Origin of the sequence: Nocardia sp. NPDC127579 (genome assembly GCF_042672005.1) — a bacterium.
GTDB lineage: Bacteria > Actinomycetota > Actinomycetes > Mycobacteriales > Mycobacteriaceae > Nocardia.
In genome coordinates this window covers 1-18,789 of the sequence record NZ_JBHXVZ010000019.1, presented here as the reverse complement: position 1 = coordinate 18,789, position 18,789 = coordinate 1, and the positions used below count along the sequence as shown (strand labels likewise).

The following is an 18,789-nucleotide window of genomic DNA, read 5'->3' as shown; positions in this document are numbered from 1 at the left end:
GGCGGCAACGCCTTCGGTGCCGCCGCGGAGCGGGACGGAGCCGAGCGATGAGCACCATCCCTGCACCCAGCATCGAGGCGACCATGCCCGCGGCCTCGGTCACCCGCACCGATCTCGGTGAGTACATGCGCTCGCATCCGGTGACGCTCGGAGAGGTCGTGCGCGCCGCCGGCCCCTTCGGTGGCAGCGAGAAAGCGGTCGCGGTGCTGAAGGCCCAGGAACCGACCGCGACGGGCAGTGTGGAGGATCGGCTGATCGCGGCGAATCAGCGCGCGGCGCTGCTGGCCGAGCAGCTGGCCGCCGTCACGGCCGAACTCGACGCCGCCGAGCACCGCATCGCGGATCTGGACGACCGTAACCGCGAGTTGGCTGGCGATCTCGACAACGCTCTGGATCAGCTTGCCGGGCACGCCCTGCACGCCGAACAGGAGCGGCTGTTCCACTCGCCGCGTTATGCCGAGACCGGTTCGGCGCTGGCCGGTTTGGGCGGTAACGCCTTCTGTGTCGCCACGTCGCGCGACGGAGCCGAGCGATGAGCACGGTGTCGCCGAGCGTCGCGGTGGTGTCGCCGCAGGCGACCCAGCGGTTCGACTTCGCCGAAATCACCGCGTTGGCGATGACTGTCGTTATCGGTATCGGTGCGTTCGCGTGGTCGGCGGACGCGTTGACCGAGTTGTCGCGGATGGCCGGGATCCGGTGGCAGCTGGCCTGGATTGGCCCGATGTTCGTAGACGGCGCCATCGTGCAATCTGCTGTCGCCCTGGTGTCGCTGCAACGGCGCGAGCGCACCGGGATCGAGATCCCGAAAGCTACTCGCTGGTTCTTCTGGTCCGAGCTCGCGCTCGCGGAGCTGGTCTCAGTGGCCGGAAATGCCTTGCACGCTGCGGAATCCGGTCAGCGTGTGCTGCCCGCGATGCTCGCGGCGACCGTGGCGGGTGCCGCACCGCTGGCGGGCCTGGCCGCCACGCACGGGCTGACCGCGCTGCTGGAGGTACCGCGTCCGGAACCTGCTGAGGCGACAGCAGGCGACACCTGGGCGACGCGAGGCGACAGCACCGCGCCGACCGGCGACAGCGGCGGCGACGCGGCGACGGCCACCGTCGCCGAGGCGACAGTGATCGAACCGGACCCGATCGCGGTGCGCGACGCGGAGATTCTGCGTCAGCACCAGGCCGGCCGGTCCTACCGCCAGATCGGAGCCGATGTCGGTGTGCACCCGGGCACGGTCGGCAAGATTCTGGCCCGGCTGGCCGACGCCGAGGCTGGCGAACCGCGGGCGTTGCCCGCTCCACACTTCCGGCTCGTGGCCGGGGGAAATCCTGTTTCCGAATTCACCAAGGAGTAACTGTCATGACCTCGTTCATCATGTCCGAAGAGCCCAAAGTCGTCCGTTCGGCCTTCTCCAAGCACGACGAGCCGGGCACCACCGTGGCCGGTGTGGTGCTGGGCCAGCAGGTCACCGACCAGATCGACCCGAAGACCAAGAAGGCCAAGACCACCAGCAACGGCCGGGTGCTCCAGCAGGCCGAGGTCACCATCCTCACCCGCTGGCAGGTCGACCCGGACGACGACGGCCGCCGCAAGCTGTTCGTCAAGGGCAACCTGCAGAAGGCGTTCCGCAAGGCGATCCTGGCCGCCGGTGACGATGACCTGCGCGTTGGCGCCACGGTGACCGTCACCTTTACCGGCACCGGGCAGGCGTTCAACGCCGACTACTCCCCGCCCAAGCTCTACAGCGTGAAGTACGAGCCGCCCAACGAGGCCACGCTCGCCCAGGTCGGCGCGTTCCTGGAGGAACTCGCCGAATAACCGTCTGACCAGCCGAAAAGGCCCCTGCCGCGTGGGATGCGGCAGGGGCCTTTCACATGTCCGGGACCGGGCGAGCCCAGCTCGCGGACCCGACTATCGTCCCCCATCCCTTCCTCATACGTGCCGCCCTGTGTCGTCGCCGGGGTTGCTCAAGGGTGGCCGCCAGGCCATCGCCGAAGGCGACGCGACGCCAGGAGCGCCCTTGAACTGCCCCGGTGACGATCAGATAATGACCGGCCGAGGAAGGATTGCCTTTCGCGTTCCGGTTTCTGATCTTGTGCCAGGTCAGGGTGAGAAAACAGTGAGACAGTCAGGAGAAAGATCAAGAACAAAAGCGCCGGGCGGAGTCACACTTTTTCTCACGTTCTCTCTACCCCCACCCCCTCCTCTGACCTGGGCGGACGGCGCAAGCGCCGTTGATTTCTCCCCACCCACCCAGTCCGACATCTCATAACCACTTCGTGCTCATGAGATGTCGGACTGGGTGGGTGGGGAGAAATCAAAAGAAGTGGTAAGTATCTGAGGGGGTGGGGGTAGAGAGAAAAAGAAAAAAGAAAAAGAAAAAAGACTCTGGTTGCGTTGGGAGGGTTGGCGGAAAGTTAGCTGTTTGGTTACGTGAGCGACGATTCAGCACCTGCGGTGCTGCTTGCAGTGGTCTGGTCAGGTGCGCCGGTGGCGGTCTAGAGATGCGCGGATCCCGAGGATGATCCGGATGCGCTACGCGAGTCGCGATGTGGAGCTGGTGCGCCGGCGCTGGGCGCCGTCGACCGCGAGCTGCGCTCGCGCCTGCGTTGCGCACGACTGGCTGGTGTGGGTTCCTTTCCGCTCAGCCTGACCTGAGAGCTGCCACACCAGATCCTGGGAATCCAGGGCGCCTACGGCGTCGCTGACGCGATGGCGCAAGCGCCACCCTGGACACCCAGGACCTGGCGCGGCAAACCGCTCTCAGGCTGAGCGGAAAGGAACCCACACCAGCCAAAAGCCGTGCTCCACTTCGGAAGAGCCTCGCGGCCAGGGGCCGCGCACGGGGCGCTGCCCCGGAGCCCCGCCGCTCGCCGCGGGGCAGGCCTCGCAGAAAGGGTGGGCGCGGACCCGGCGGCAGAGCAGGTCTACCGCAGCCCTACCGACACGGGCTGCTCGACTGCGGACAGCGGTGAGCACCCGGGCGGCCGTGAGCCGGGGCGGACACCAGCGGACAACCGCGCGTCCGTGCGAAACCGTCCGGGCCTGGTGCGCGTCAGGTTTCAGCGTGGACGATGACCAGCTCGGTGACGATGTCCTGGATGCCCGCTACGCGACCGTGGAAGGCCGCTGGAAGCTCGCGCAGCTGCGAATGACCCTCGCGGTGGTCTACGGGCACCCGAGCGTGCGTCGGCGGGCGCGGCGGCAGCTGCGCTACCTTCCGGACGTGCTCTAGGCGGGTTCGGAGACCGTGCCGTCCGGACCCGGCTGCGGCACACCGGCCGCGTCCAGGTACGCGTTGAGCGCGGCGTCGACCAGATCGGTCAGCGCGGCGCCACGAGCCTGTGCCCACTCGACTCGGGCTTCGGTCTCGCGGCGGATCTGGGTGGCGATCGGGACTTTGCGCTTGGCTCGTTTGAGCGGGAGTTGCACGGTCGGCTCGCCGGGTTCGTGCAGCAGTTGGATATCGGCGTCGAGTTGGTCGTCGAGCTCGGCGGTGCCGTTTCCGCCGGCCTCGGCTTGGCGTTCCTGCTCGAGCCGGATCCGCTCGGCTTCGGCGCGGCGTGCGGCGCGGGACATGGGCCGGGTGCTCGACAGGTCGCCTAGGCCGGGCTTGGCTGCTGCGTTCATGATTCGCGAACCCTTTCAATGATGCGCTTGGCGATAGCGCGGTAGTCCTCGGTGGCCGTGCTGGTCGGCGCGTGGACCGCGAGCGGCATGGATCGCGCGGTCGCCTCGGCGACGCGCACGGTGTGGCGCACCTCGCCCACGTAGCCGCCGCCGTCTTCCCAGTCGCCCCAGTCGCGACGCAGCATCGCCCGGATGTCTTTGGAGACCTGAGTGCGCCCGTCGTAGCCCGCGATCAGCAGGTACCGGATCTCGATATCGGGGTTCAGTTCGTCCTGGACGTCGAGCACGGTGGCTCCGAGCCGCTTGAGGCCCTTGATCTCGTTGGGGCCGGGAGAGATCGGCGTGAGCACGTCGTCGGCGGCAGCCAGCGCGGCCGTGGTCAGCTCGCCGAGGGCGGGCGGGCAGTCGATCAGCACGAAGTCGTAGGTCGTGATCTCGTCCAGCTGGCGGGCCAGCCGCATCTGCCCGCCGGGGCCGAGGCCGGTGCGTTCCATCTCCTTGAGCGCCAGGGCGCCGGGGGCCACGTCGACACCGGGGACCGCGGATGCCTTGATGATGGAGGTGAGCGGGACGCGCTCTGCGCGGTCGAGGTGCAGCACCTCCCACATGGTCGCGTCGTCGTCACCGAGTTCGACCCCGAGGCATTCGGTGCTGTCGGCCTGTTGATCGAGGTCGATCACGAGCACTTTCAGGCCAAACTCGGCGATCGAGGCCGCGAGGTTGACCGTGGTGGTGGTCTTACCGACGCCACCTTTCTGCAGCGCGACTGCCAGTACGCGGGTCACAGCGTCTCCAACCCGTCGATCAGTGCACTTTTGGCGAAGATGTCGGCTCTGGTGGGCAGATTCTGCGGCGAAGTCATAGCTCAATTCTATCTACTTGCATGTGCTCATGCAGGCAAACAGGCATGTATGCCAGTGAATTTACATGTATGACTTGACCTGCGAACTAGCTGAAATCTTGCCGCCTGCACGACGTAGCTTGCGCAAGCCGGCCGGGACCCCCTTGTCTGGCGCGCCCTGACAAGTGCTCGAACTCGCCGCCATCGCGAGCATCTTGCATGCATGTTTACTTGCTTGTGCATTTACATGCATCACTATGTCAGGAATTTCCTGACATGGAGCGTTGTCAGGCGTAGACTGACAGTCGTGGCTTCCGAGATGATCGATCCCGATGACGACCGATTCGCCTACAGCACGAAAGCGCTGGCGCGACTGACGCTTTCGCACCAGCTCGCCGAGCTGGCAGATCGCGCCGCTGCGCTGGTGCCGACGACCGGGGATGCCGGTGCGCATCCAGGGGAGTTTGTGGCTGCGGTCCGCGCGCTCGCAGCTATGGCTGAGGATGCTTTGGCCCGGGCTGTGATCTACGAGCGCGAGAAGAGCACTTCGTGGGAGGTACTCGGGGAGAGCCTCGGTGACATCACCCGCCAGTCCGCACACGGGAAGTTCCGTGAGGACGTGGCCGAGTGGGGACAGGCGCTGCATGAACCCCTGTATCCGATGCGCGGCGGCGTCATTCGCGATCTGCGTCTGCCCGAGGCTGCCTACCGGCCCACGGAAACGCGGCATCGGCTCGACCAGTGGGCGCGCAAGCACGGGGGCTACGAGGCCGGTCAGCCGGTCAGCGACGGGTTGGCCGAACTCAGCACCCTCGAGGAGATGAACCAGGTACTGGCCGGACTGGAGCACGTCTACCGCAATCCGCTCACCGTCGACAAAGCCAAGGTCGCTCAGATGCTCGACCGCAAGGCCGCGCTGCTGGAGCGGATCGGCCAGGAGGAGAACCGGCCCGAGGCAACCGAACAGGCCGCGGAAACAAGGGCCCGTGCGGCGGCACTCCGAAGTGGCCAATGAGCTACATGCATGCACACATGCATGTAGCTCGCAGTGCATGATTGTCGATCGATTCGACACGCTCGACCTCGTGGTAGAGCGTGCGACACAAGCGCGACATCGCGGTGCGATCCTGCCACCATGACAACGATTTTCGAATCTCCGGAACTGATGGCGATGCGCACCGCCTATACCGCCCTGGAACCCCTGAAACCCATAGAGCGGTCCCGGGCGCTGCGGTGGCTGTTCGACGTCCTGGACGTCGGCGTGCGGGTGCAGCTCTCGGTCGGCCCGGACGGGCAGCTTGAGCGCCGATATCCCGATGCGGACGCACGCCCCGGCGCGAGATGAGTACTCCTGATCGGAGTTAAGACCCTTGGCTGCACATCGGGGCTGATAGTGGCGCTGACCAGCGATATTCACGCGCCAGGGTGTCCTGACTTGATCGCGATACGGAACACGACACCGAACACGACACTCGGAATTCACTGGTGAACTCTCGCGCGCCCGCGCGTAGGGAATCCGAGCCGTCAGGCGTGCGGTCGGGTGATGGGCGGGTAGATCATGGCGGCAGGATCGCACCGCGATGTCGCGCTTGTGTCGCCCGAGACCGGCGCTCTGGTGCCCGGTCGAGGTCAGGACTTCGGTGCTGGTGATCTTGCGATTGAAATTCCGCTGATCCAGCGGTGCGCCCCAGATGATTTCGTAGATCTGCCGCAGTTGCGAGATCGTGAATTCGGGTCCGGCGAAGGCGGCCGCGAACGTGGTGGTTTCCAGTTTGGATCGGACCCAGTCGACCGCGTCGGTGGCGATCCGGTCGTGGTCGAAGCCCAGGTGCTGATGTCCGGCCAGGAGCCCATCGACTGGTACCCAGGCGATCGCGCTGACATCACCACCGTCAGAGATCGCGGACAAAATCACTCACCTTTCCTGCGGCCCATCACTTTGCGGCACAAGGTGAGTCGGTCGCCGGGGCGAGCGTAGGTCCAGCCCATACGCCGGGTCACCGATTTGCTGCGGGCCCGGACCTGCGGTTCGGTCAAGGAAACAGACATGAGCCTTGCCATGACGCCGCTATGCGCTTTCGATGCGTTCGAGCAGGCGCTCGGCCGATTCGGCCCACTTGATGAGGTCCTGGGCGCGCCGGGCATCCCCGTCCTTGCTTTCGTCCTCGGCTTCACTTCGATGGCGCCAGGCCCAATCTCGCAGGGCATCGGTGAGTGCGAAGTACTGATCCGGTTCGGCCGGATCATCGAGGTCGATCGTGATGTGCCGATGTTTTTGGCTGTCCATGGCGGCGATCACGGTGGTGAGTCGATCGCGCAGGCCGGCCAGCTCGGTCTGCACGTCGATCGTCTTGAGCGATTCGGTGCCGGTAACGAATGCGCCGACGCCCTGGCGGGTTTCGATGAGCCCTTCTTCGCCGAGCAGCTGCTGAGCCGCGCGCACGGTGTTGAGGCTGTGCACGGCGTACTGCTCTTGCAGTTCGCTGATGCTGGGCAGCTTCGCGCCGATGGGGAATTCGCCGGACTGGATTCGCTCGCGCAGGCGATCGGCGATGTCGTGGTATTGAGCCATACTCCAAGCTTATCAGTACTTATCAGATTATGCACTGATAAGTAGGTCTGACTGCCGATAACGATCACTTATCGGTGGTTGGAACCGGCCGAATTCGCGTCAAGAAATCTTGTCGATTCGACAAGAAAACTTACCGGAGTCAAGTAAACTTGTCTTATGGGAATTCCGTACTTCGCAACCACCGACCTCGGTTACCTGCCCATCGGCACCGACATCGTCGCCCTCCTGCGCGACGGAGACGAACGCGCCCTGCACGCGGCGTGGAACACCTTCCACCACATCCGGTTCCTGCGCGAATCGCTGGCCAAACTCGCCGCCGGTGAGGTCGAACTCAATCCCGAGATCGACGTCGCGGCACTCTGGCGCGCCGAGATCGCCGAACTCGCCGACGTCACCGCTCTACAGGCGCTCGAGGCGAACCGGCGGCTGGTCGACCTGCTCACCGGTCGCCGCTGGGCGACGATGCAAAGTGCCCGCGAGGCCGGCGCGAGCTGGTCGACGATCGGCACCGCGCTCGACATGACCAAGCAGGGCGCGATCGACTGGTACAAGCGCAAGATCGCGGCCCAGGAGCAGTACGTGCCAGAGTTCCACGACACCGCGCGAGCCCGCGCCGTCCTGGACGGTGCCGAGTGAGCACCGCGGCATCCCGGGTGCATCTGCCGTCCGGGTATCTGCCTGTCGGCAAGAAATTCCGGGCGGTGTGCGCGTGTGGGTGGTTGACCACCCCGCGCGTAACAGAGGAGCGGGCGCTGGACGCACTACTGAAAGACCATGGGTGGACCGCACCGATCTGTGTGCTGTGCGAGAAGGACCATCAGGGTTACGTCGGCCGAGACTGGTTCGCGTTGCAGCGTGAGGTCGAGATCCTCGACGATCCGGCGACCGGCGGGACGTTCCTGGTGTGCAGAGACAGCCCCCAGAGCTGCCGAGACCGAACCGATCAGCGGATGCTGCACCTGGACCGCACGGTGGCCGAGAGCTTCGGCATCGACATGCCACGGCCACGGCTGCGTGTGGTCGAGTCGCGACTCGAGTTGGGTTGAAAGTCAACCAGATTCATCGGCACGTCCCGGCGCGCCGATTAGGTGATCACACCGCACGGTGGAAGGATCGCCCGCAGCACACCCCGGGCGAAATTTGTCCGGAAATGCGAAAAGCGCCCCAAATCTTGCCGGATCCAGGAGCGCTTTTCGAAGTCATCAAAACTTCAGGGATGAGGATACCCCAGGAAACCTCAACGTCCCAAGCGCCGCTCCGGTATGCAGGTAGGACGTGTCCGATAGGTGGGATGGCACCCACCATCACCAGGACTTTTCCGCCCCCCGGCTAGCCCTCCGGCAGGACTCAATTGCGGCTTGAGAGCTTCTGGCGTCCCGCGGTGAAGGTGGACCCGACGCGGTGGACGAGCAGATCGACAGAGGTCCGCAGGCATTGGTGTGCGTGCGGCCTTGGCAGCCAGGAGCACAGGACCGGTCCCAGCGCAGGCGAGTAATACCCGCAGCGCTCCCAAGCAGGCTCCATACGCCCGGCTCCATACCGGAGACGACGTACCAACCCGTGCGGGATCCCTTAGAGGCGATGCGCTCAGGCACAGGTGTGCCCGAATCCCGCTCGCCTCTAGGGGGGTCCCGGCGCTCACCACCACCCTCACCACCCGGAGCCGGTTAATGCCAACGGCCACGGTGGTGGGGAGCGCCGAATGGGCAGAGCACGCGCTTCGCGCGTTCCTTTCCCCGCCGACTGGCGGGGAAATCGGACCGGAGATCGCGGAGTCGTCTCACCAGCGATTCGGTAGACGTGCGGTTCGTACTCAAGTAACAGAAGGTCGAGATTCAACTATGCGTTAATGCGCATATTAGGACCTATGCATATATTGTTGCTGAATGCACCTACCAGGGGAACAGTCCAAATGCAGCTCCCTCTACCGAGAACCCAACTCGACATCGAGAAGGTCGAGGAGGTACCGGGTTCGGGCCGGGCGGTCAGGCAGGCGGTCGAGATGAGCTTGGATTGGATCCACGAGGCTCTGCACTTGCTCGATAGACCGCGGGCTCACGCAGCTGGACAGGGACGCAGTAAGAGGTGTGGCGACTACGCCATCCGCGCCGGCCTCAACTGAGCGGGCGATGTGCCGGGATGATCCGTCCCAGGTTCGGAATGCTGGTGCGACGCGGTGGATCTCCTCGATTTGCTGCGGTCGAATCTTCGCGAGTTTGCCGCCAGCGGGAAGGCATCCAGCTTCGACAGCCGCGTGCGCCAGCTCCGCGCCGAATCCGGCGCTGTTGAACATCGGATGGCTGTAGATCGTCGCATCGGCCGGTAAGGAAGCCAGGAATTCCAAGCTCTGGGTGTGATCCATGCCGGCGAGAACCACCATCGGGGTTATCTGGCGCCCACCTGCTTGGACGATATCTTCCGGGTTCCAGCAGCACGCGAGCAGCCGCTTCGGCCCGACGATGTCGGCCCAGAGGTCCAGAACCTGCGCACGTTTGTCGGCGGCCAGCTCGTCGCCGCGGGCAGTTGAGCCGTTCAGGAGGAACCGATCGATCCAGGTGTCGGCAGCCAGAAGGGCGTAACGACGGGTGGCGTCCCAGTCCGGCTCACCATCACGTGTCGTCGGGATCAGCGTGGGGACGACGAGTGTGCGCAAGCGAGGATCTCCTGGATTTGCCCGGCCGCAGTGGCGGCCGACGTGCTTCCGGTGTCTACGAAAAGGTCTGGGCCAGTCAGATGTCCGGTTTCGGCCCAGGCGTGGAGGCGCTCTGCTGTGTCGCCGGTTTGGCGCGCTTCGATGCGCTCGCGAGCGATCTCGAGGGTGCACCAGAGTTCCACCACGATCCAGCGGAACGGCCCAGCCGTTGACCGTATGGCGTCGATAGCCGCGGCCTGGCCGATATGGACCACGGGCACCAGGCCTTCACGAGCCATCCGCTCAAGTTCTGGTCGATCGATGACGTATACCGAGCCGTATCGCTCGTTCTCCCACACGACCTGCCCACCCGCTCGAAGGCTGGCCAAATGCTCAGGGGTCGACATGCGGTAGCCAGCCGTTCGGCCGGACCCGATTTTGATGCGACGAAACAGCTGGGTGTGCTCGGAGACCTGGCCCAACTGCTCTGTCACGGTGTCCTTCCCCGAGGCGGGCCCGCCGTAGAGGATGACCCCAATCGGAAGGTTCATCGTGGTTCCAGTGTGCGCAGGAACGCCGCAATCTGAGTTTGCAGCGGTTCGTCGGAACTGTTGTTGCTGATCACTGTATGTGCCCATGGCGGAGCGAACTTCGGGTCGATCTTGCCCGTGTACTCGCTCCAGTTCGCCAACTTCCAGGTATCACGAGCAGCGCCGCGCCGCTCGATGTATGACCGCATCGAATCGACCGAGCAGCGAATCCAGATCACCGACATATCCACGCCGAGCCCATCCAGGGTTGCAGCGGTCCGCTCGAACCATGCGGGTTCGTGGAACTCCTTGAGGTAGGGCGCGGTCGCGATCACGCTCACCCCGCACGAGACGTTCTCGATGACGGTCGATTCCAGGCACTGATATTCCGCCGGCCTCACCACGTTGAGATAGATGTCGGACTCGCGATCCGAGATGGTCGAGCCGAGTTGGACCAGGGCTGTATCTACGACACTCCTGGTCAGAGTGTCCTTGTCGAGCATCGCCCAGCCAGTTTGCCGAGCCAGGATGCGTCCGGTCTCGGTCTTGCCGCTGCCAGCGTAACCGCCGACGAAAACCGCCCGAGGCCGCGCAAGCGCCGGGCGCGCGGCGCGTTGCGCCGCATCGCTTACTACACGACCTGACCGCGGGCGACTGACGATCAGCCCTTCTCGCACCAGTTGATCCATCGCGGTATTCACCGTGCCGAGCCCGACGTTCCACTGCTCGGCCAGCGTCCTGCTCGACGGCAGTTTCGCGCCCGGCCGGATCCGGCCAGCTTCGATCTCGTTCCGAATCTCACGCGCAATCTGAGCCGATCGGGCATCCCCACTGATCTGTTCAGTCATGTCCCGGTCCCTGTTCTGATCGTTGTTTCAGCAGGTAGACGGTAGCAGTTGCCTGGGACATCCTACGAATTCAAAGGCGCTTAGCTGCGTATTTTCTGGTGAATTTCTTGAGAATCTCTCGACATCTGAACAGTTCAGATGCTACTTTTTGAACTGTTCAGATGTGATATCGATCTCTCAAGGAGAGGAACCGATGCGATCTCTAGCAATGCTCCTGCTCGCCGCGTTGGCTCTATTGGCCCTGCTCACCGCAGGGACGGCTGCAATTGAGCTGCTCGTTGTGGTTCTGTTCGGTTGGGGACTCATCAAGGGCGCTGGACTGTTCAAGCGCACAAAGCGAGCGATGCGATGATCGGCCCGGTTGTGCAGACCGACGCTGCTGTCGCCCGCGGGCTTGGGTCGGCGATCGGGATGCTTCCGCCGCAGGTCAAGCTCGCACTGCTGGTGCTCGCACTGCTGGTGGGCATGGTGGCCTGCTCGGCGGCCTGGGCGGACTACAAGCAGTACGTGCCCAGTCCGAATGTTTGCCGCGCTGATCAGGTCGCGCGTGCCGCGCAGCTGGGTTGCGTTGTGCCTCAGCAGGTCCCGGCGGGGTGGCAGCGATGAACTCCTACACCACCCGCACCGGCACGGTCCGGATCGGTCAGCTGTACCGCGACGCCAAGCGCGACGAGCCGAGGACCGTGGTCGTGCAGTCCATCGCAGCCCCCTACACCGACTACCGGGGCAAGGACCGCTGTGAGGTCACCGTCGCGGTCCAGACCGCCGGCGGGCTGGTGAAGAAGCTCATCACCCTCGATGCCGCGCGCTTGACCAGCAACAACTACGTGTTGGTCGGCCGATGAGCGCCCACACCGAGCCGGGCGGGATCCCGACCTATCCGTGGCGGTGCGCCCCGACGCATCTGCGTACCCGGCGTCAGCTCGCTGCTGAGGGACTCCGGCCGAACGGTCAGGACATCGCGGGTGTGGTGCCGCTGCCTCGGGGCGCGGGAGTCGCCTACCTCTACGACATCACCCAGGCCGCCCCGAAGCGTGAGCCTTCGGCGGCGCAGCTGGAAGCGCTGGCGCGGGCGACCCGCGAGCACCAGCTGCGCGCCGCCGAGCGCCGTGGTGTCGATCGCGCCGAACTCGCCCAGATCGGCGATCCGGGCCCTGCGTGGGCCGAACCGACTTCCCAGGTCAGTGCGCTGGCGGGCCTGGGTGGCAACGCTTTCGCCGCGCAGCAGGAGCAGGAAGGTTTCGACCGTTGAGTCAACGAATGAATCCCCGCGACATGGTCGTGCTGACCATTCTGGCGCTGATGTACGGCGCGCCGATGGACCGCGTCGCGTCGATGCTGGGAGTCAGCACCAAGTCCGCGTATCGGATCACCGCGAAATGGCGGGCCGCGCACATGATCTCGGATCTGCGGATCCGGCCCGTGCTCGGCCCGACGTGGGTGTTTCCGACCCGATCGGCCAGTGAGGCGCTGATGGGGATCTCGGCGCGGTACTGGACGCCGACACCGAAGATGGCCGCGCACGTGACCACGGTGCTGGATCTGCGGATGGCGCTGGTCGGGCTGGATCTGGACCGCTGGATCTCCGAACGCGAACTGCGGGCGCAGGTCGGTCCGGTCAAGGCCGGTCAGCTGCGGCCCCATATCCACGACGGCCGGTTCTACGACGATCAGGGCAAGCTGTGGGCGGTCGAGGCGGAGCTGACTCCGAAGAACGACGCCCAGGCCAAGATTGCGGTCGCGAAAGCGAAAACGGCTGCCGCCCAGGCGGATTGCGCTGGCCTGATCTACTACTGCAAGGGCGCTGCGGTGCGCAGTGTCATCACCGCCGCGGCGCAGGCGTGCGCGGGCATCGAGGGCCCAGCGATCCGGGTGGCCGATATCGAGCAGGTGCTCACACCCAGGACCGAGCATCGTCCAGGTCTGCGAGTGATCGAGGGCGGAGCCTCTGATCACGACGGCCAGGACGACGGCCCCGGTCAGCCGGAGCGGGTGGTGCGGTCATGAGCTGCAAGCCGTTGATCACCCCGCAGGATTGCGACCCGTACCCGTCGCAGATCACCCCGGCGCCGGAGCCGAGCAAGACACCCGGGCCCGAGCCGACCGGGTTCCCCGATACGCCGGATGCCACGTTCTTCGGCGGTTACACGCCGATTCCGGAGGATCTGACCTGGGCTCAGGTCGGGACAGGGCTGTTCGCGATCGGCATCGGCATCGGCGTGGTGCTGGTGCTGATCGGGATGTTGATGTTGACCGCGACGCTGCTGGCGTGGACGCCGGCGCGGATGCGGAACTGGACGATCGGCGCGCTGGTCGCGTTGCCGGGGGCGACGGCCCTGCGCTCGTGGGATGCGCAGGAGCCGTACACCCGGTTCCGTACCGGTGTCGAGATGTTGATGTCCGGGCAGCGGCCCGAGGGCGCGGCGGCGATGCTGGTGCTGCTGATCCCGGGCGCGTGGATCCTGGCGACCCTGCTCTACACCAACCGCCGCGTGCAGCTGATCACGCACGGTTTCCAGTCACCGGCCAAGACCGAGCGGGCGTTGTGGTTGCAGGCCCAGCGTGAACAGCGCAGCGCGGCACGGCTTTCCCGGTACCGGTTGCCGTTCAGCACCGGCGGAATGAACCCGCACATGCTGTTCGGGCGCTTGGCCCTGGAAGACAGCGCCGCACCGCCCAAGGGCATGGTCCGGTTGCTGGTGGCGCGGGTGGAGACCCGGCTGATCGTGCCGTGGATCAACATGCGCGAGCACATGGTCACCGTCGCGTCTTCCGGTAAGGGCAAGACGACGTTGATGCTGCGGGCGCTGCTGTCCTGGCACACCACGGCGTGGTTGCGGCATCGGCAGTGGTGGCGGCTGGACCGGCCCGGACGTCCGTTGTCGATGGTGATCGACTGCAACGGCGGCCCGGAGTCGATCAAGGCCGCGACCCGGTTGTCGCGGTGGTTCCGCGGGCTCGGAGTGCCGGCCTCGCGGATCGGGATCGTCACCCAGCAGCAGCTCAGCGGCGAGGCCGCGCAGTTCGCGGTGCGCCTGAACCTGTGGGGCATCGAGCAGATCGGCGATCTGCGGTCGGTGCTCTCGGCGATGATCTCGGGCGGATCCACCCCGACCACCGACACCGAGCGCTACTTCCACAACATCCGCGAGACGCTGATCCACCTGATCGTCGACGCGCCCGCGCAGGTGATCAACGGTGTTCCGCACGGCCACAATCCGCCCCGGGACTGGCTGGAATTCCTCTCGCGCTTCGACAAGAAGAAGCTCGCGATCCTGTGGGGTGCCAGCCCGGCCGTCTTCGATGAGAAGAACCCGATGCCGTGGACCGGCGTCCCCGGTGTCGACCTGGAGCTCGCGGCCACCCTCGAAGGCAAGCAGCCGGTGATGTCCTCGGCGCGTTCGGAGTTCGGCAACCTCTACCGTGCGCTGGGCGACGCGTTCGACGGCGGCAAGGTCATCACCGATTTCGACGTGCTCTACATCGTGCTCGAAGGCGTGAAGGCACCTGATCAGGCCCGCGCCCAGTTCGCGGCCCTGGGCTGCATGCTCGAACAGCTCGCCGACAAGGACCACGGCCGCGAATCCCTGCTGGCTGTCGATGAATTCAGCGCCGTGAGCGACGGCAAGACCCGCGCGGATGCGTGGGTGATGCGCCTGCGCAAGGCCAAGATCGGCACCTGGTGGTTCGCCCAGCACTGGAACGGCCTGGGCTACAACGACGAGCAGCGCCAGTCCCTGGTCGGTGCTGGATCCGGTGGTGGCCTGCACGGCGGCCAGGAGCTCGGCGGCGACAAGCTCGCCGAGGCCCACGGCACCAAGCGCCGGTTCGAGCAGTCGCGGAAGTTGATCAGCGGCGCCAGCGCGGGCGACGAGGGAAACGTGCAGGTCCACGACAAGTTCCTGCTCGATCCGAACAAGATGCGGCGCATGGGCAAGGGCGACATCGTGTTCGTCTCCCAGGGCCGCGCCCGCTGGGGCCGGGTGTCCCCGCTCGATGACAACACCCTGTCCTCGCTGCGCCCGCTGCCGCGTCTGTCGGCCGTGCGTGAAGCGCCGGCCCCGAAACCGCGGCTGGCTCCGGTCATCGACCTATCCAAGCGCCGCCACGCCTGAGCACCTGATCGAAGGAGAAACCTGCCATGTCCAGCCCGAACGTCAACCCCAACGAGCACGGCGAGGAGATCGTCGGGCTCACCCCGGCCCAGCGCCAGGCCGAACTCGACTCGCTGGCCGGTTTGCAGGCCGACCTGGACGGCTCGAAGGCCGCGCAGCTGGCCGAACAGCTGGTCGTGCCGGTCGTGCCGGACGGCGGCGGCCTGGGCCGTGTGCTCACCCCGCACGTGTCCCGGGCCGCGCGGGTCCGCGACACCGTGCGGTTGTGGGCACCGGCGTGGAGCGCGGGCATCGGGTTCGTGCTCGTGGTGTCGATCGCGCCGGTTCCGGGTCCGCTCCAGTTCTACGGGCTGTGCCTGGTCGGCGCGGCCTGGTGGATGTGCGCGGGCCGACCGGGCCCGATCACCGCGGTGCGCATGACCTTCTACGCGGTCGCGGATTTCTGCGCCGCGGTCAAGCGCCGTGTCACGGCCTGGTCGGTGGCTCGGGGCCGATACGAGCAGCGCCGCACCGCTCAGTAATTCCAGTAGATCCGCCTTTCGATATCAACCAGATAGGAAGTGAAATCGCATGTCGCAGAACGAAGTTGACGAAACCACCCGCGAGACCGGGCGTATGTTCCGTCAGATCCTGGAGTCCGCTCGCGGCTACATCGCCGCGCATCGGGCCCGTCACGGCTACACCGGGGCGCGCCGCCTGACCCGCGCCGAGCGTCGCGAGATGGTCGAGGCGATCCAGGCCCGGGTCGCCGAGGAACGGATCGCCGCCGCGTGGTTCCACAAGCGCGTCGATGACTACCGCACCGAATCGCTGGCCATACAACGGCGCCAGGCGGCCGGGGTCGACATGACCCAGGCCCGGACCCGGATGGAGGCGATGCGGTACAGCATCGAGTCCACCCTGCACGACACCGCGCTACGCCTGGAGCATCGCGGGCAGGTCGTGCAGGCGCTGGACGCGTTGGACCACGACCCCGCGCAGCATTCCGGCCGGGTGTTCGCGCCGATGAACCCGGATGCCGCGCTCTCCGCCCGCGAGGCGGGCGTTCGCTCGGAACGGTGGATCGCGTCTCGTCAGCAGGAGAACCAGCGACTGCTGGCCGAACAGCGCGCCCTGGCCGAACAGCAAGCCCGCGCCGGGGCGACGACGGCCCCGAATTCGGTGCTGGCGGCTGAGAACGCCGAGTTGCGGCGTCAGCTCGCCGAGATGCGCACCCGCCCGACAGAATCCACGCGCCCTGAGCGCACCGAGGCCGGCGCGGCGACCGTGCGGCCCGGCGGTGACTACACCGCCGGGCAGGCCGAGGCGGTGCAGGCGATCCGGGGCGCGGGTCTGCGCTGGCACAACCTGGCGCCGACCGCGTCGATATCGCGGCTCAACAGCCTTGATCACGCGGCTCGAGTGGCCGCCGAGAAGGGACTCGCTGCGGGCATGAGCCCAGCCCAGGTCGCCTACGAACGTGAGTACGCGGTGGAGAACAGCCGGTTCATCGGCCGGGTCGAATGCAACCGTGGGCCGGGCACCGAGACCCACGGGACCGAGAGCTTGCACCCGTCGGAGGCCGAAGCGGCAGCTTGGACCGATCGGAAGGTGCGCGAAACCCCTTGGGTGCCAGGGGTTCAGCTCAAGGCCGCTGTGCACGAACGTGAGGACGCGGGCCCGAATTACCGCCAGGCCGCGACCCGGGTCAGCGACGGCGGTTTCGAGCATGTGGCCGGTGCGACCAAACAGTGGGTCACCGAGCTGGAGCTGGACTCGAACCGGGTGCACAGCAACGCGAACTCGCCGGGCTGGCAGCAGCGCGCCGACGAGCTCGCCAAGCAGGTGTCCAAGCTCGCCGCCGAGAACAAGCAGTTGCGGGCGCAGAACGAGAAGCTTTCCGGTCGTTCGACCAACGGGAAAGCCAACGGCCACAACAACTCTGCCGACCAGGGCAGCGCCCTGGCAGGCCATGGCGGCAACGCCTTCGCCGCTTCCTCCGCTTCCGCCCACGAGACAGGAATGGACCGATGACCTCCACCGACACCACCCCGGTCAACGATCTCGACGACATCTACATCAACCGCTACGCCGGCCGGGTCGCCGACGAGACCGAGGTGCTGATGCGCGCGGACTTCGACCGGGTCGAAGACCTCCGCAAAGCGGCATGGCGGACCGACGACCCCTACCTGCGATACGCGACCTTCGCCCAGGCCGACGAGATCCGGACCGGCTGGGAGCAGCGCGAGGACGAATTCGGCGCGGCCTGGTGGGAACTCACCGACGCGGTGCACTACTGGACCTCCGAGCCGGACTCGATGGCTGTCGCCCTGGAGCGCGCCACCGTCGGCCGGAGCCAGGGCCAGCACACCATGAGCGGGCTGCAATGGCGCAACCAGATGCACGCCCGCGAACTGACCGGCCACGGGCAGTGGACCGCCGGCGCGGACTTCAGCCGCTTCGACGGCACGACGACCGTGCCGCCGCGGTCCTCGGACCCTGCCGATCCGACCAACCCGAACCACTACCCGCATTGCTCGACCTGGGCCGAACAGGTGATGCGCGCCGATTTCGCCCGGATCCATCTGATTCGGGAGGAGATGGCCAATCCTGGGCCGGGCACCGATCTGCGGACCCAGCGCGTGCAGGCCGGAGAGATCCGGGCCCGCTGGGAGACGCGCGACGACGAAATCGGTGAGCAGTGGATCACGCTCAACTCGTTGGCCGGGTGGTACGCCGAGAGCCCGGAAAGCCTGGACGAGGCCACCGCGATGGTGAAGCGGGCGCGGGTGGACAACCTGGCCGGCGTCAGCGCGCCGTACGTGCGCAGCCTGGACCAGGTCCGCGAACTGCTGTCGAATCCCGGCCCGCACAGCACTGCCTGGGAGCAGCAGGCGGCCACGATGAGCGGGTCGGTGCCGTATCCGGTGTCCACAGCCGCCGCTTCGGCTCGGACCCGCGAGTTGACCGGTGCCAGCGCGCTGGCCGGTTTGGGCGGCAACGCCTTCGGTGCCGCCACGGAGCGGGACGGAGCCGAGCGATGAGCCGCGACGCCCTGGACGACATGTACACCGCCCGCTACGCCGACAAGGTCGCCGACCCGGAAGAAGCGCGGATGCGCGCCGACTACGACCGGGCCGCCGATCTGTGGCGGTCCAGCCTGGACGCCGAAACCGAACACGACATGGACCTGCTGATCGAGCAGGCCGACCAGGTCAGCGGCCGTTGGTCGCAGCGCGACGACGAATACGGACAGGCGTGGCGGGACCTGGAAGAGATCCACCAGGACTGGAAACGTGCACCGGACACGATGGGCCGCCTGCACGACCAGGTCATCCACGATCGCGCCCAGGGCTGGGACGTGATGGTTCCGATGACCTGGCGGCACATGCAGCAGGGCCGGGAGCTGACCGGCCACGGCAGCTGGACCGACTCGCTGGCCACGACCAGCGCGGATTCGGCCCGCTACACCCCGGAGTTCCCGCCGCCGGTGTTCGGCCGTACCACCGACCGCACAGCGGATTCCGGCCAGCCCGTCAGCGCGCTGGCGGGCCTTGGCGGCAACGCCTTCGGTGCCGCCGCGGAGCGGGACGGAGCCGAGCGATGAGCACCATCCCTGCACCCAGCATCGAGGCGACCATGCCCGCGGCC

23 protein-coding genes and 1 pseudogene are annotated in these 18,789 nt (G+C 66.4%); 17 read left to right on the top strand and 7 right to left on the bottom strand.

Annotated elements, in window-relative coordinates; translation table 11 throughout:
- The first annotated feature begins 47 nt into the window (after positions 1 to 47).
- From ACFVMC_RS33090 to ACFVMC_RS33075, 4 genes are all read left to right on the top strand, one after another.
- Complete coding sequence (locus tag ACFVMC_RS33090) at positions 48 to 536, top strand: hypothetical protein (protein WP_379216911.1); 489 nt, start codon at positions 48 to 50, stop codon at positions 534 to 536.
- On the top strand, positions 533 to 1,345 hold the full coding sequence (locus ACFVMC_RS33085; RefSeq protein ID WP_379216910.1) for a DUF2637 domain-containing protein: 813 nt from the start codon (positions 533 to 535) through the stop codon (positions 1,343 to 1,345). Before ACFVMC_RS33090 ends, ACFVMC_RS33085 begins: the two co-directional genes overlap by 4 nt.
- A 5-nt stretch (positions 1,346 to 1,350) precedes the next feature.
- The gene (locus ACFVMC_RS33080; protein ID WP_379216908.1) at positions 1,351 to 1,809 is read left to right on the top strand and encodes a hypothetical protein; all 459 of its coding nucleotides are present in this window, start codon (positions 1,351 to 1,353) and stop codon (positions 1,807 to 1,809) included.
- A 1,249-nt stretch (positions 1,810 to 3,058) separates the two neighbouring features.
- Entirely contained in the window at positions 3,059 to 3,226 is a 168-nt protein-coding gene (locus ACFVMC_RS33075) for a hypothetical protein (protein ID WP_379216906.1), read from the top strand.
- Here the strand turns inward: ACFVMC_RS33075 and ACFVMC_RS33070 are convergent.
- Both ACFVMC_RS33070 and ACFVMC_RS33065 read right to left on the bottom strand, forming a co-directional pair.
- Positions 3,223 to 3,621, bottom strand: a complete 399-nt coding sequence (locus tag ACFVMC_RS33070; RefSeq protein ID WP_379216904.1) for a hypothetical protein — start codon at positions 3,619 to 3,621, stop codon at positions 3,223 to 3,225. The genes ACFVMC_RS33075 and ACFVMC_RS33070 overlap by 4 nt on opposite strands.
- Positions 3,618 to 4,406 (bottom strand): ParA family protein, encoded by a 789-nt coding sequence (locus ACFVMC_RS33065; RefSeq protein ID WP_379216902.1) that lies wholly within the window; start codon positions 4,404 to 4,406, stop codon positions 3,618 to 3,620. The genes ACFVMC_RS33070 and ACFVMC_RS33065 overlap by 4 nt, the downstream gene beginning before the upstream one ends.
- A 363-nt stretch (positions 4,407 to 4,769) precedes the next feature.
- Between ACFVMC_RS33065 and ACFVMC_RS33060 the strand changes: the two genes are divergently transcribed.
- Both ACFVMC_RS33060 and ACFVMC_RS33055 read left to right on the top strand, forming a co-directional pair.
- The gene (locus tag ACFVMC_RS33060; protein ID WP_379216915.1) at positions 4,770 to 5,477 is read left to right on the top strand and encodes a hypothetical protein; all 708 of its coding nucleotides are present in this window, start codon (positions 4,770 to 4,772) and stop codon (positions 5,475 to 5,477) included.
- A gap of 120 nt (positions 5,478 to 5,597) precedes the next feature.
- Positions 5,598 to 5,807 carry a hypothetical protein gene (locus tag ACFVMC_RS33055; RefSeq protein WP_379216913.1) on the top strand — a complete coding sequence of 70 codons (210 nt, stop codon included), beginning with the start codon at positions 5,598 to 5,600 and terminating at the stop codon, positions 5,805 to 5,807.
- Positions 5,808 to 6,116: 309 nt separating this feature from the next.
- Here ACFVMC_RS33055 and ACFVMC_RS33050 read toward each other — a convergent pair.
- Both ACFVMC_RS33050 and ACFVMC_RS33045 read right to left on the bottom strand, forming a co-directional pair.
- Positions 6,117 to 6,377 (bottom strand): annotated as a pseudogene (locus tag ACFVMC_RS33050) (NUDIX hydrolase); the annotation flags it as partial.
- A 153-nt stretch (positions 6,378 to 6,530) separates the two neighbouring features.
- The gene (locus ACFVMC_RS33045) at positions 6,531 to 7,034 is read right to left on the bottom strand and encodes a GntR family transcriptional regulator (RefSeq protein ID WP_379216900.1); all 504 of its coding nucleotides are present in this window, start codon (positions 7,032 to 7,034) and stop codon (positions 6,531 to 6,533) included.
- Between the two features lie 156 nt (positions 7,035 to 7,190).
- On the opposite strand from ACFVMC_RS33045, the gene ACFVMC_RS33040 reads away from it, so the two are divergent.
- Positions 7,191 to 7,670, top strand: coding sequence for a hypothetical protein (locus ACFVMC_RS33040; protein WP_379216898.1), 480 nt, complete (start codon positions 7,191 to 7,193; stop codon positions 7,668 to 7,670).
- Positions 7,667 to 8,080, top strand: a complete 414-nt coding sequence (locus ACFVMC_RS33035; RefSeq protein WP_379216896.1) for a hypothetical protein — start codon at positions 7,667 to 7,669, stop codon at positions 8,078 to 8,080. The genes ACFVMC_RS33040 and ACFVMC_RS33035 overlap by 4 nt, the downstream gene beginning before the upstream one ends.
- Positions 8,081 to 8,958: 878 nt before the next feature.
- Here the strand turns inward: ACFVMC_RS33035 and ACFVMC_RS33030 are convergent.
- Genes ACFVMC_RS33030 through ACFVMC_RS33020 form a run of 3 tightly spaced genes read right to left on the bottom strand, consistent with a single transcriptional unit; the run spans position 8,959 to position 11,044 of the window.
- Positions 8,959 to 9,687, bottom strand: a complete 729-nt coding sequence (locus tag ACFVMC_RS33030) for a hypothetical protein (RefSeq protein ID WP_379216895.1) — start codon at positions 9,685 to 9,687, stop codon at positions 8,959 to 8,961.
- Positions 9,660 to 10,217, bottom strand: a complete 558-nt coding sequence (locus ACFVMC_RS33025) for a kinase (RefSeq protein ID WP_379216894.1) — start codon at positions 10,215 to 10,217, stop codon at positions 9,660 to 9,662. The genes ACFVMC_RS33030 and ACFVMC_RS33025 overlap by 28 nt, the downstream gene beginning before the upstream one ends.
- Positions 10,214 to 11,044 (bottom strand): GntR family transcriptional regulator, encoded by an 831-nt coding sequence (locus ACFVMC_RS33020; RefSeq protein ID WP_379216892.1) that lies wholly within the window; start codon positions 11,042 to 11,044, stop codon positions 10,214 to 10,216. The genes ACFVMC_RS33025 and ACFVMC_RS33020 overlap by 4 nt, the downstream gene beginning before the upstream one ends.
- A 348-nt stretch (positions 11,045 to 11,392) precedes the next feature.
- On the opposite strand from ACFVMC_RS33020, the gene ACFVMC_RS33015 reads away from it, so the two are divergent.
- From ACFVMC_RS33015 to ACFVMC_RS32975, 9 genes are read left to right on the top strand one after another with little or no spacing between them, the layout of a single operon-like run.
- Positions 11,393 to 11,650, top strand: coding sequence for a hypothetical protein (locus ACFVMC_RS33015; RefSeq protein ID WP_379216890.1), 258 nt, complete (start codon positions 11,393 to 11,395; stop codon positions 11,648 to 11,650).
- Positions 11,647 to 11,889 (top strand): hypothetical protein, encoded by a 243-nt coding sequence (locus tag ACFVMC_RS33010; protein ID WP_379216888.1) that lies wholly within the window; start codon positions 11,647 to 11,649, stop codon positions 11,887 to 11,889. The genes ACFVMC_RS33015 and ACFVMC_RS33010 overlap by 4 nt, the downstream gene beginning before the upstream one ends.
- Positions 11,886 to 12,296 carry an RRQRL motif-containing zinc-binding protein gene (locus ACFVMC_RS33005; protein ID WP_379216886.1) on the top strand — a complete coding sequence of 137 codons (411 nt, stop codon included), beginning with the start codon at positions 11,886 to 11,888 and terminating at the stop codon, positions 12,294 to 12,296. The genes ACFVMC_RS33010 and ACFVMC_RS33005 overlap by 4 nt, the downstream gene beginning before the upstream one ends.
- 8 nt (positions 12,297 to 12,304) lie before the next feature.
- Positions 12,305 to 13,051: a hypothetical protein gene (locus ACFVMC_RS33000; RefSeq protein ID WP_379216884.1), complete on the top strand. Its 747-nt coding sequence runs from the start codon at positions 12,305 to 12,307 to the stop codon at positions 13,049 to 13,051.
- Positions 13,048 to 15,159 carry a hypothetical protein gene (locus ACFVMC_RS32995; RefSeq protein WP_379216882.1) on the top strand — a complete coding sequence of 704 codons (2,112 nt, stop codon included), beginning with the start codon at positions 13,048 to 13,050 and terminating at the stop codon, positions 15,157 to 15,159. The genes ACFVMC_RS33000 and ACFVMC_RS32995 overlap by 4 nt, the downstream gene beginning before the upstream one ends.
- Before the next feature lie 26 nt (positions 15,160 to 15,185).
- Entirely contained in the window at positions 15,186 to 15,680 is a 495-nt protein-coding gene (locus tag ACFVMC_RS32990; protein ID WP_379216881.1) for a hypothetical protein, read from the top strand.
- A 49-nt stretch (positions 15,681 to 15,729) separates the two neighbouring features.
- Positions 15,730 to 17,172: a hypothetical protein gene (locus ACFVMC_RS32985; RefSeq protein WP_379216879.1), complete on the top strand. Its 1,443-nt coding sequence runs from the start codon at positions 15,730 to 15,732 to the stop codon at positions 17,170 to 17,172.
- The gene (locus ACFVMC_RS32980; protein WP_379216877.1) at positions 17,169 to 18,182 is read left to right on the top strand and encodes a hypothetical protein; all 1,014 of its coding nucleotides are present in this window, start codon (positions 17,169 to 17,171) and stop codon (positions 18,180 to 18,182) included. Before ACFVMC_RS32985 ends, ACFVMC_RS32980 begins: the two co-directional genes overlap by 4 nt.
- Entirely contained in the window at positions 18,179 to 18,745 is a 567-nt protein-coding gene (locus ACFVMC_RS32975; protein ID WP_379216875.1) for a hypothetical protein, read from the top strand. The genes ACFVMC_RS32980 and ACFVMC_RS32975 overlap by 4 nt, the downstream gene beginning before the upstream one ends.
- The last annotated feature ends 44 nt before the right edge of the window (positions 18,746 to 18,789 follow it).

Excerpts from the sequence above, each read along its gene's own strand:
- ACFVMC_RS33090 (WP_379216911.1), top strand. The coding sequence starts at position 48 with ATGAGCACCATCCCTGCACCCAGCATCGAGGCGACCATGCCCGCGGCC.
- ACFVMC_RS33085 (WP_379216910.1), top strand. The coding sequence starts at position 533 with ATGAGCACGGTGTCGCCGAGCGTCGCGGTGGTGTCGCCGCAGGCGACC.
- ACFVMC_RS33080 (WP_379216908.1), top strand. The coding sequence starts at position 1,351 with ATGACCTCGTTCATCATGTCCGAAGAGCCCAAAGTCGTCCGTTCGGCC.
- ACFVMC_RS33070 (WP_379216904.1), bottom strand. The coding sequence starts at position 3,621 with ATGAACGCAGCAGCCAAGCCCGGCCTAGGCGACCTGTCGAGCACCCGG.
- ACFVMC_RS33055 (WP_379216913.1), top strand. The coding sequence starts at position 5,598 with ATGACAACGATTTTCGAATCTCCGGAACTGATGGCGATGCGCACCGCC.
- ACFVMC_RS33045 (WP_379216900.1), bottom strand. The coding sequence starts at position 7,034 with ATGGCTCAATACCACGACATCGCCGATCGCCTGCGCGAGCGAATCCAG.
- ACFVMC_RS33040 (WP_379216898.1), top strand. The coding sequence starts at position 7,191 with ATGGGAATTCCGTACTTCGCAACCACCGACCTCGGTTACCTGCCCATC.
- ACFVMC_RS33025 (WP_379216894.1), bottom strand. The coding sequence starts at position 10,217 with ATGAACCTTCCGATTGGGGTCATCCTCTACGGCGGGCCCGCCTCGGGG.
- ACFVMC_RS33020 (WP_379216892.1), bottom strand. The coding sequence starts at position 11,044 with ATGACTGAACAGATCAGTGGGGATGCCCGATCGGCTCAGATTGCGCGT.
- ACFVMC_RS33015 (WP_379216890.1), top strand. The coding sequence starts at position 11,393 with ATGATCGGCCCGGTTGTGCAGACCGACGCTGCTGTCGCCCGCGGGCTT.
- ACFVMC_RS33010 (WP_379216888.1), top strand. The coding sequence starts at position 11,647 with ATGAACTCCTACACCACCCGCACCGGCACGGTCCGGATCGGTCAGCTG.
- ACFVMC_RS33005 (WP_379216886.1), top strand. The coding sequence starts at position 11,886 with ATGAGCGCCCACACCGAGCCGGGCGGGATCCCGACCTATCCGTGGCGG.
- ACFVMC_RS33000 (WP_379216884.1), top strand. The coding sequence starts at position 12,305 with ATGAATCCCCGCGACATGGTCGTGCTGACCATTCTGGCGCTGATGTAC.
- ACFVMC_RS32995 (WP_379216882.1), top strand. The coding sequence starts at position 13,048 with ATGAGCTGCAAGCCGTTGATCACCCCGCAGGATTGCGACCCGTACCCG.
- ACFVMC_RS32990 (WP_379216881.1), top strand. The coding sequence starts at position 15,186 with ATGTCCAGCCCGAACGTCAACCCCAACGAGCACGGCGAGGAGATCGTC.
- ACFVMC_RS32985 (WP_379216879.1), top strand. The coding sequence starts at position 15,730 with ATGTCGCAGAACGAAGTTGACGAAACCACCCGCGAGACCGGGCGTATG.
- ACFVMC_RS32980 (WP_379216877.1), top strand. The coding sequence starts at position 17,169 with ATGACCTCCACCGACACCACCCCGGTCAACGATCTCGACGACATCTAC.
- ACFVMC_RS32975 (WP_379216875.1), top strand. The coding sequence starts at position 18,179 with ATGAGCCGCGACGCCCTGGACGACATGTACACCGCCCGCTACGCCGAC.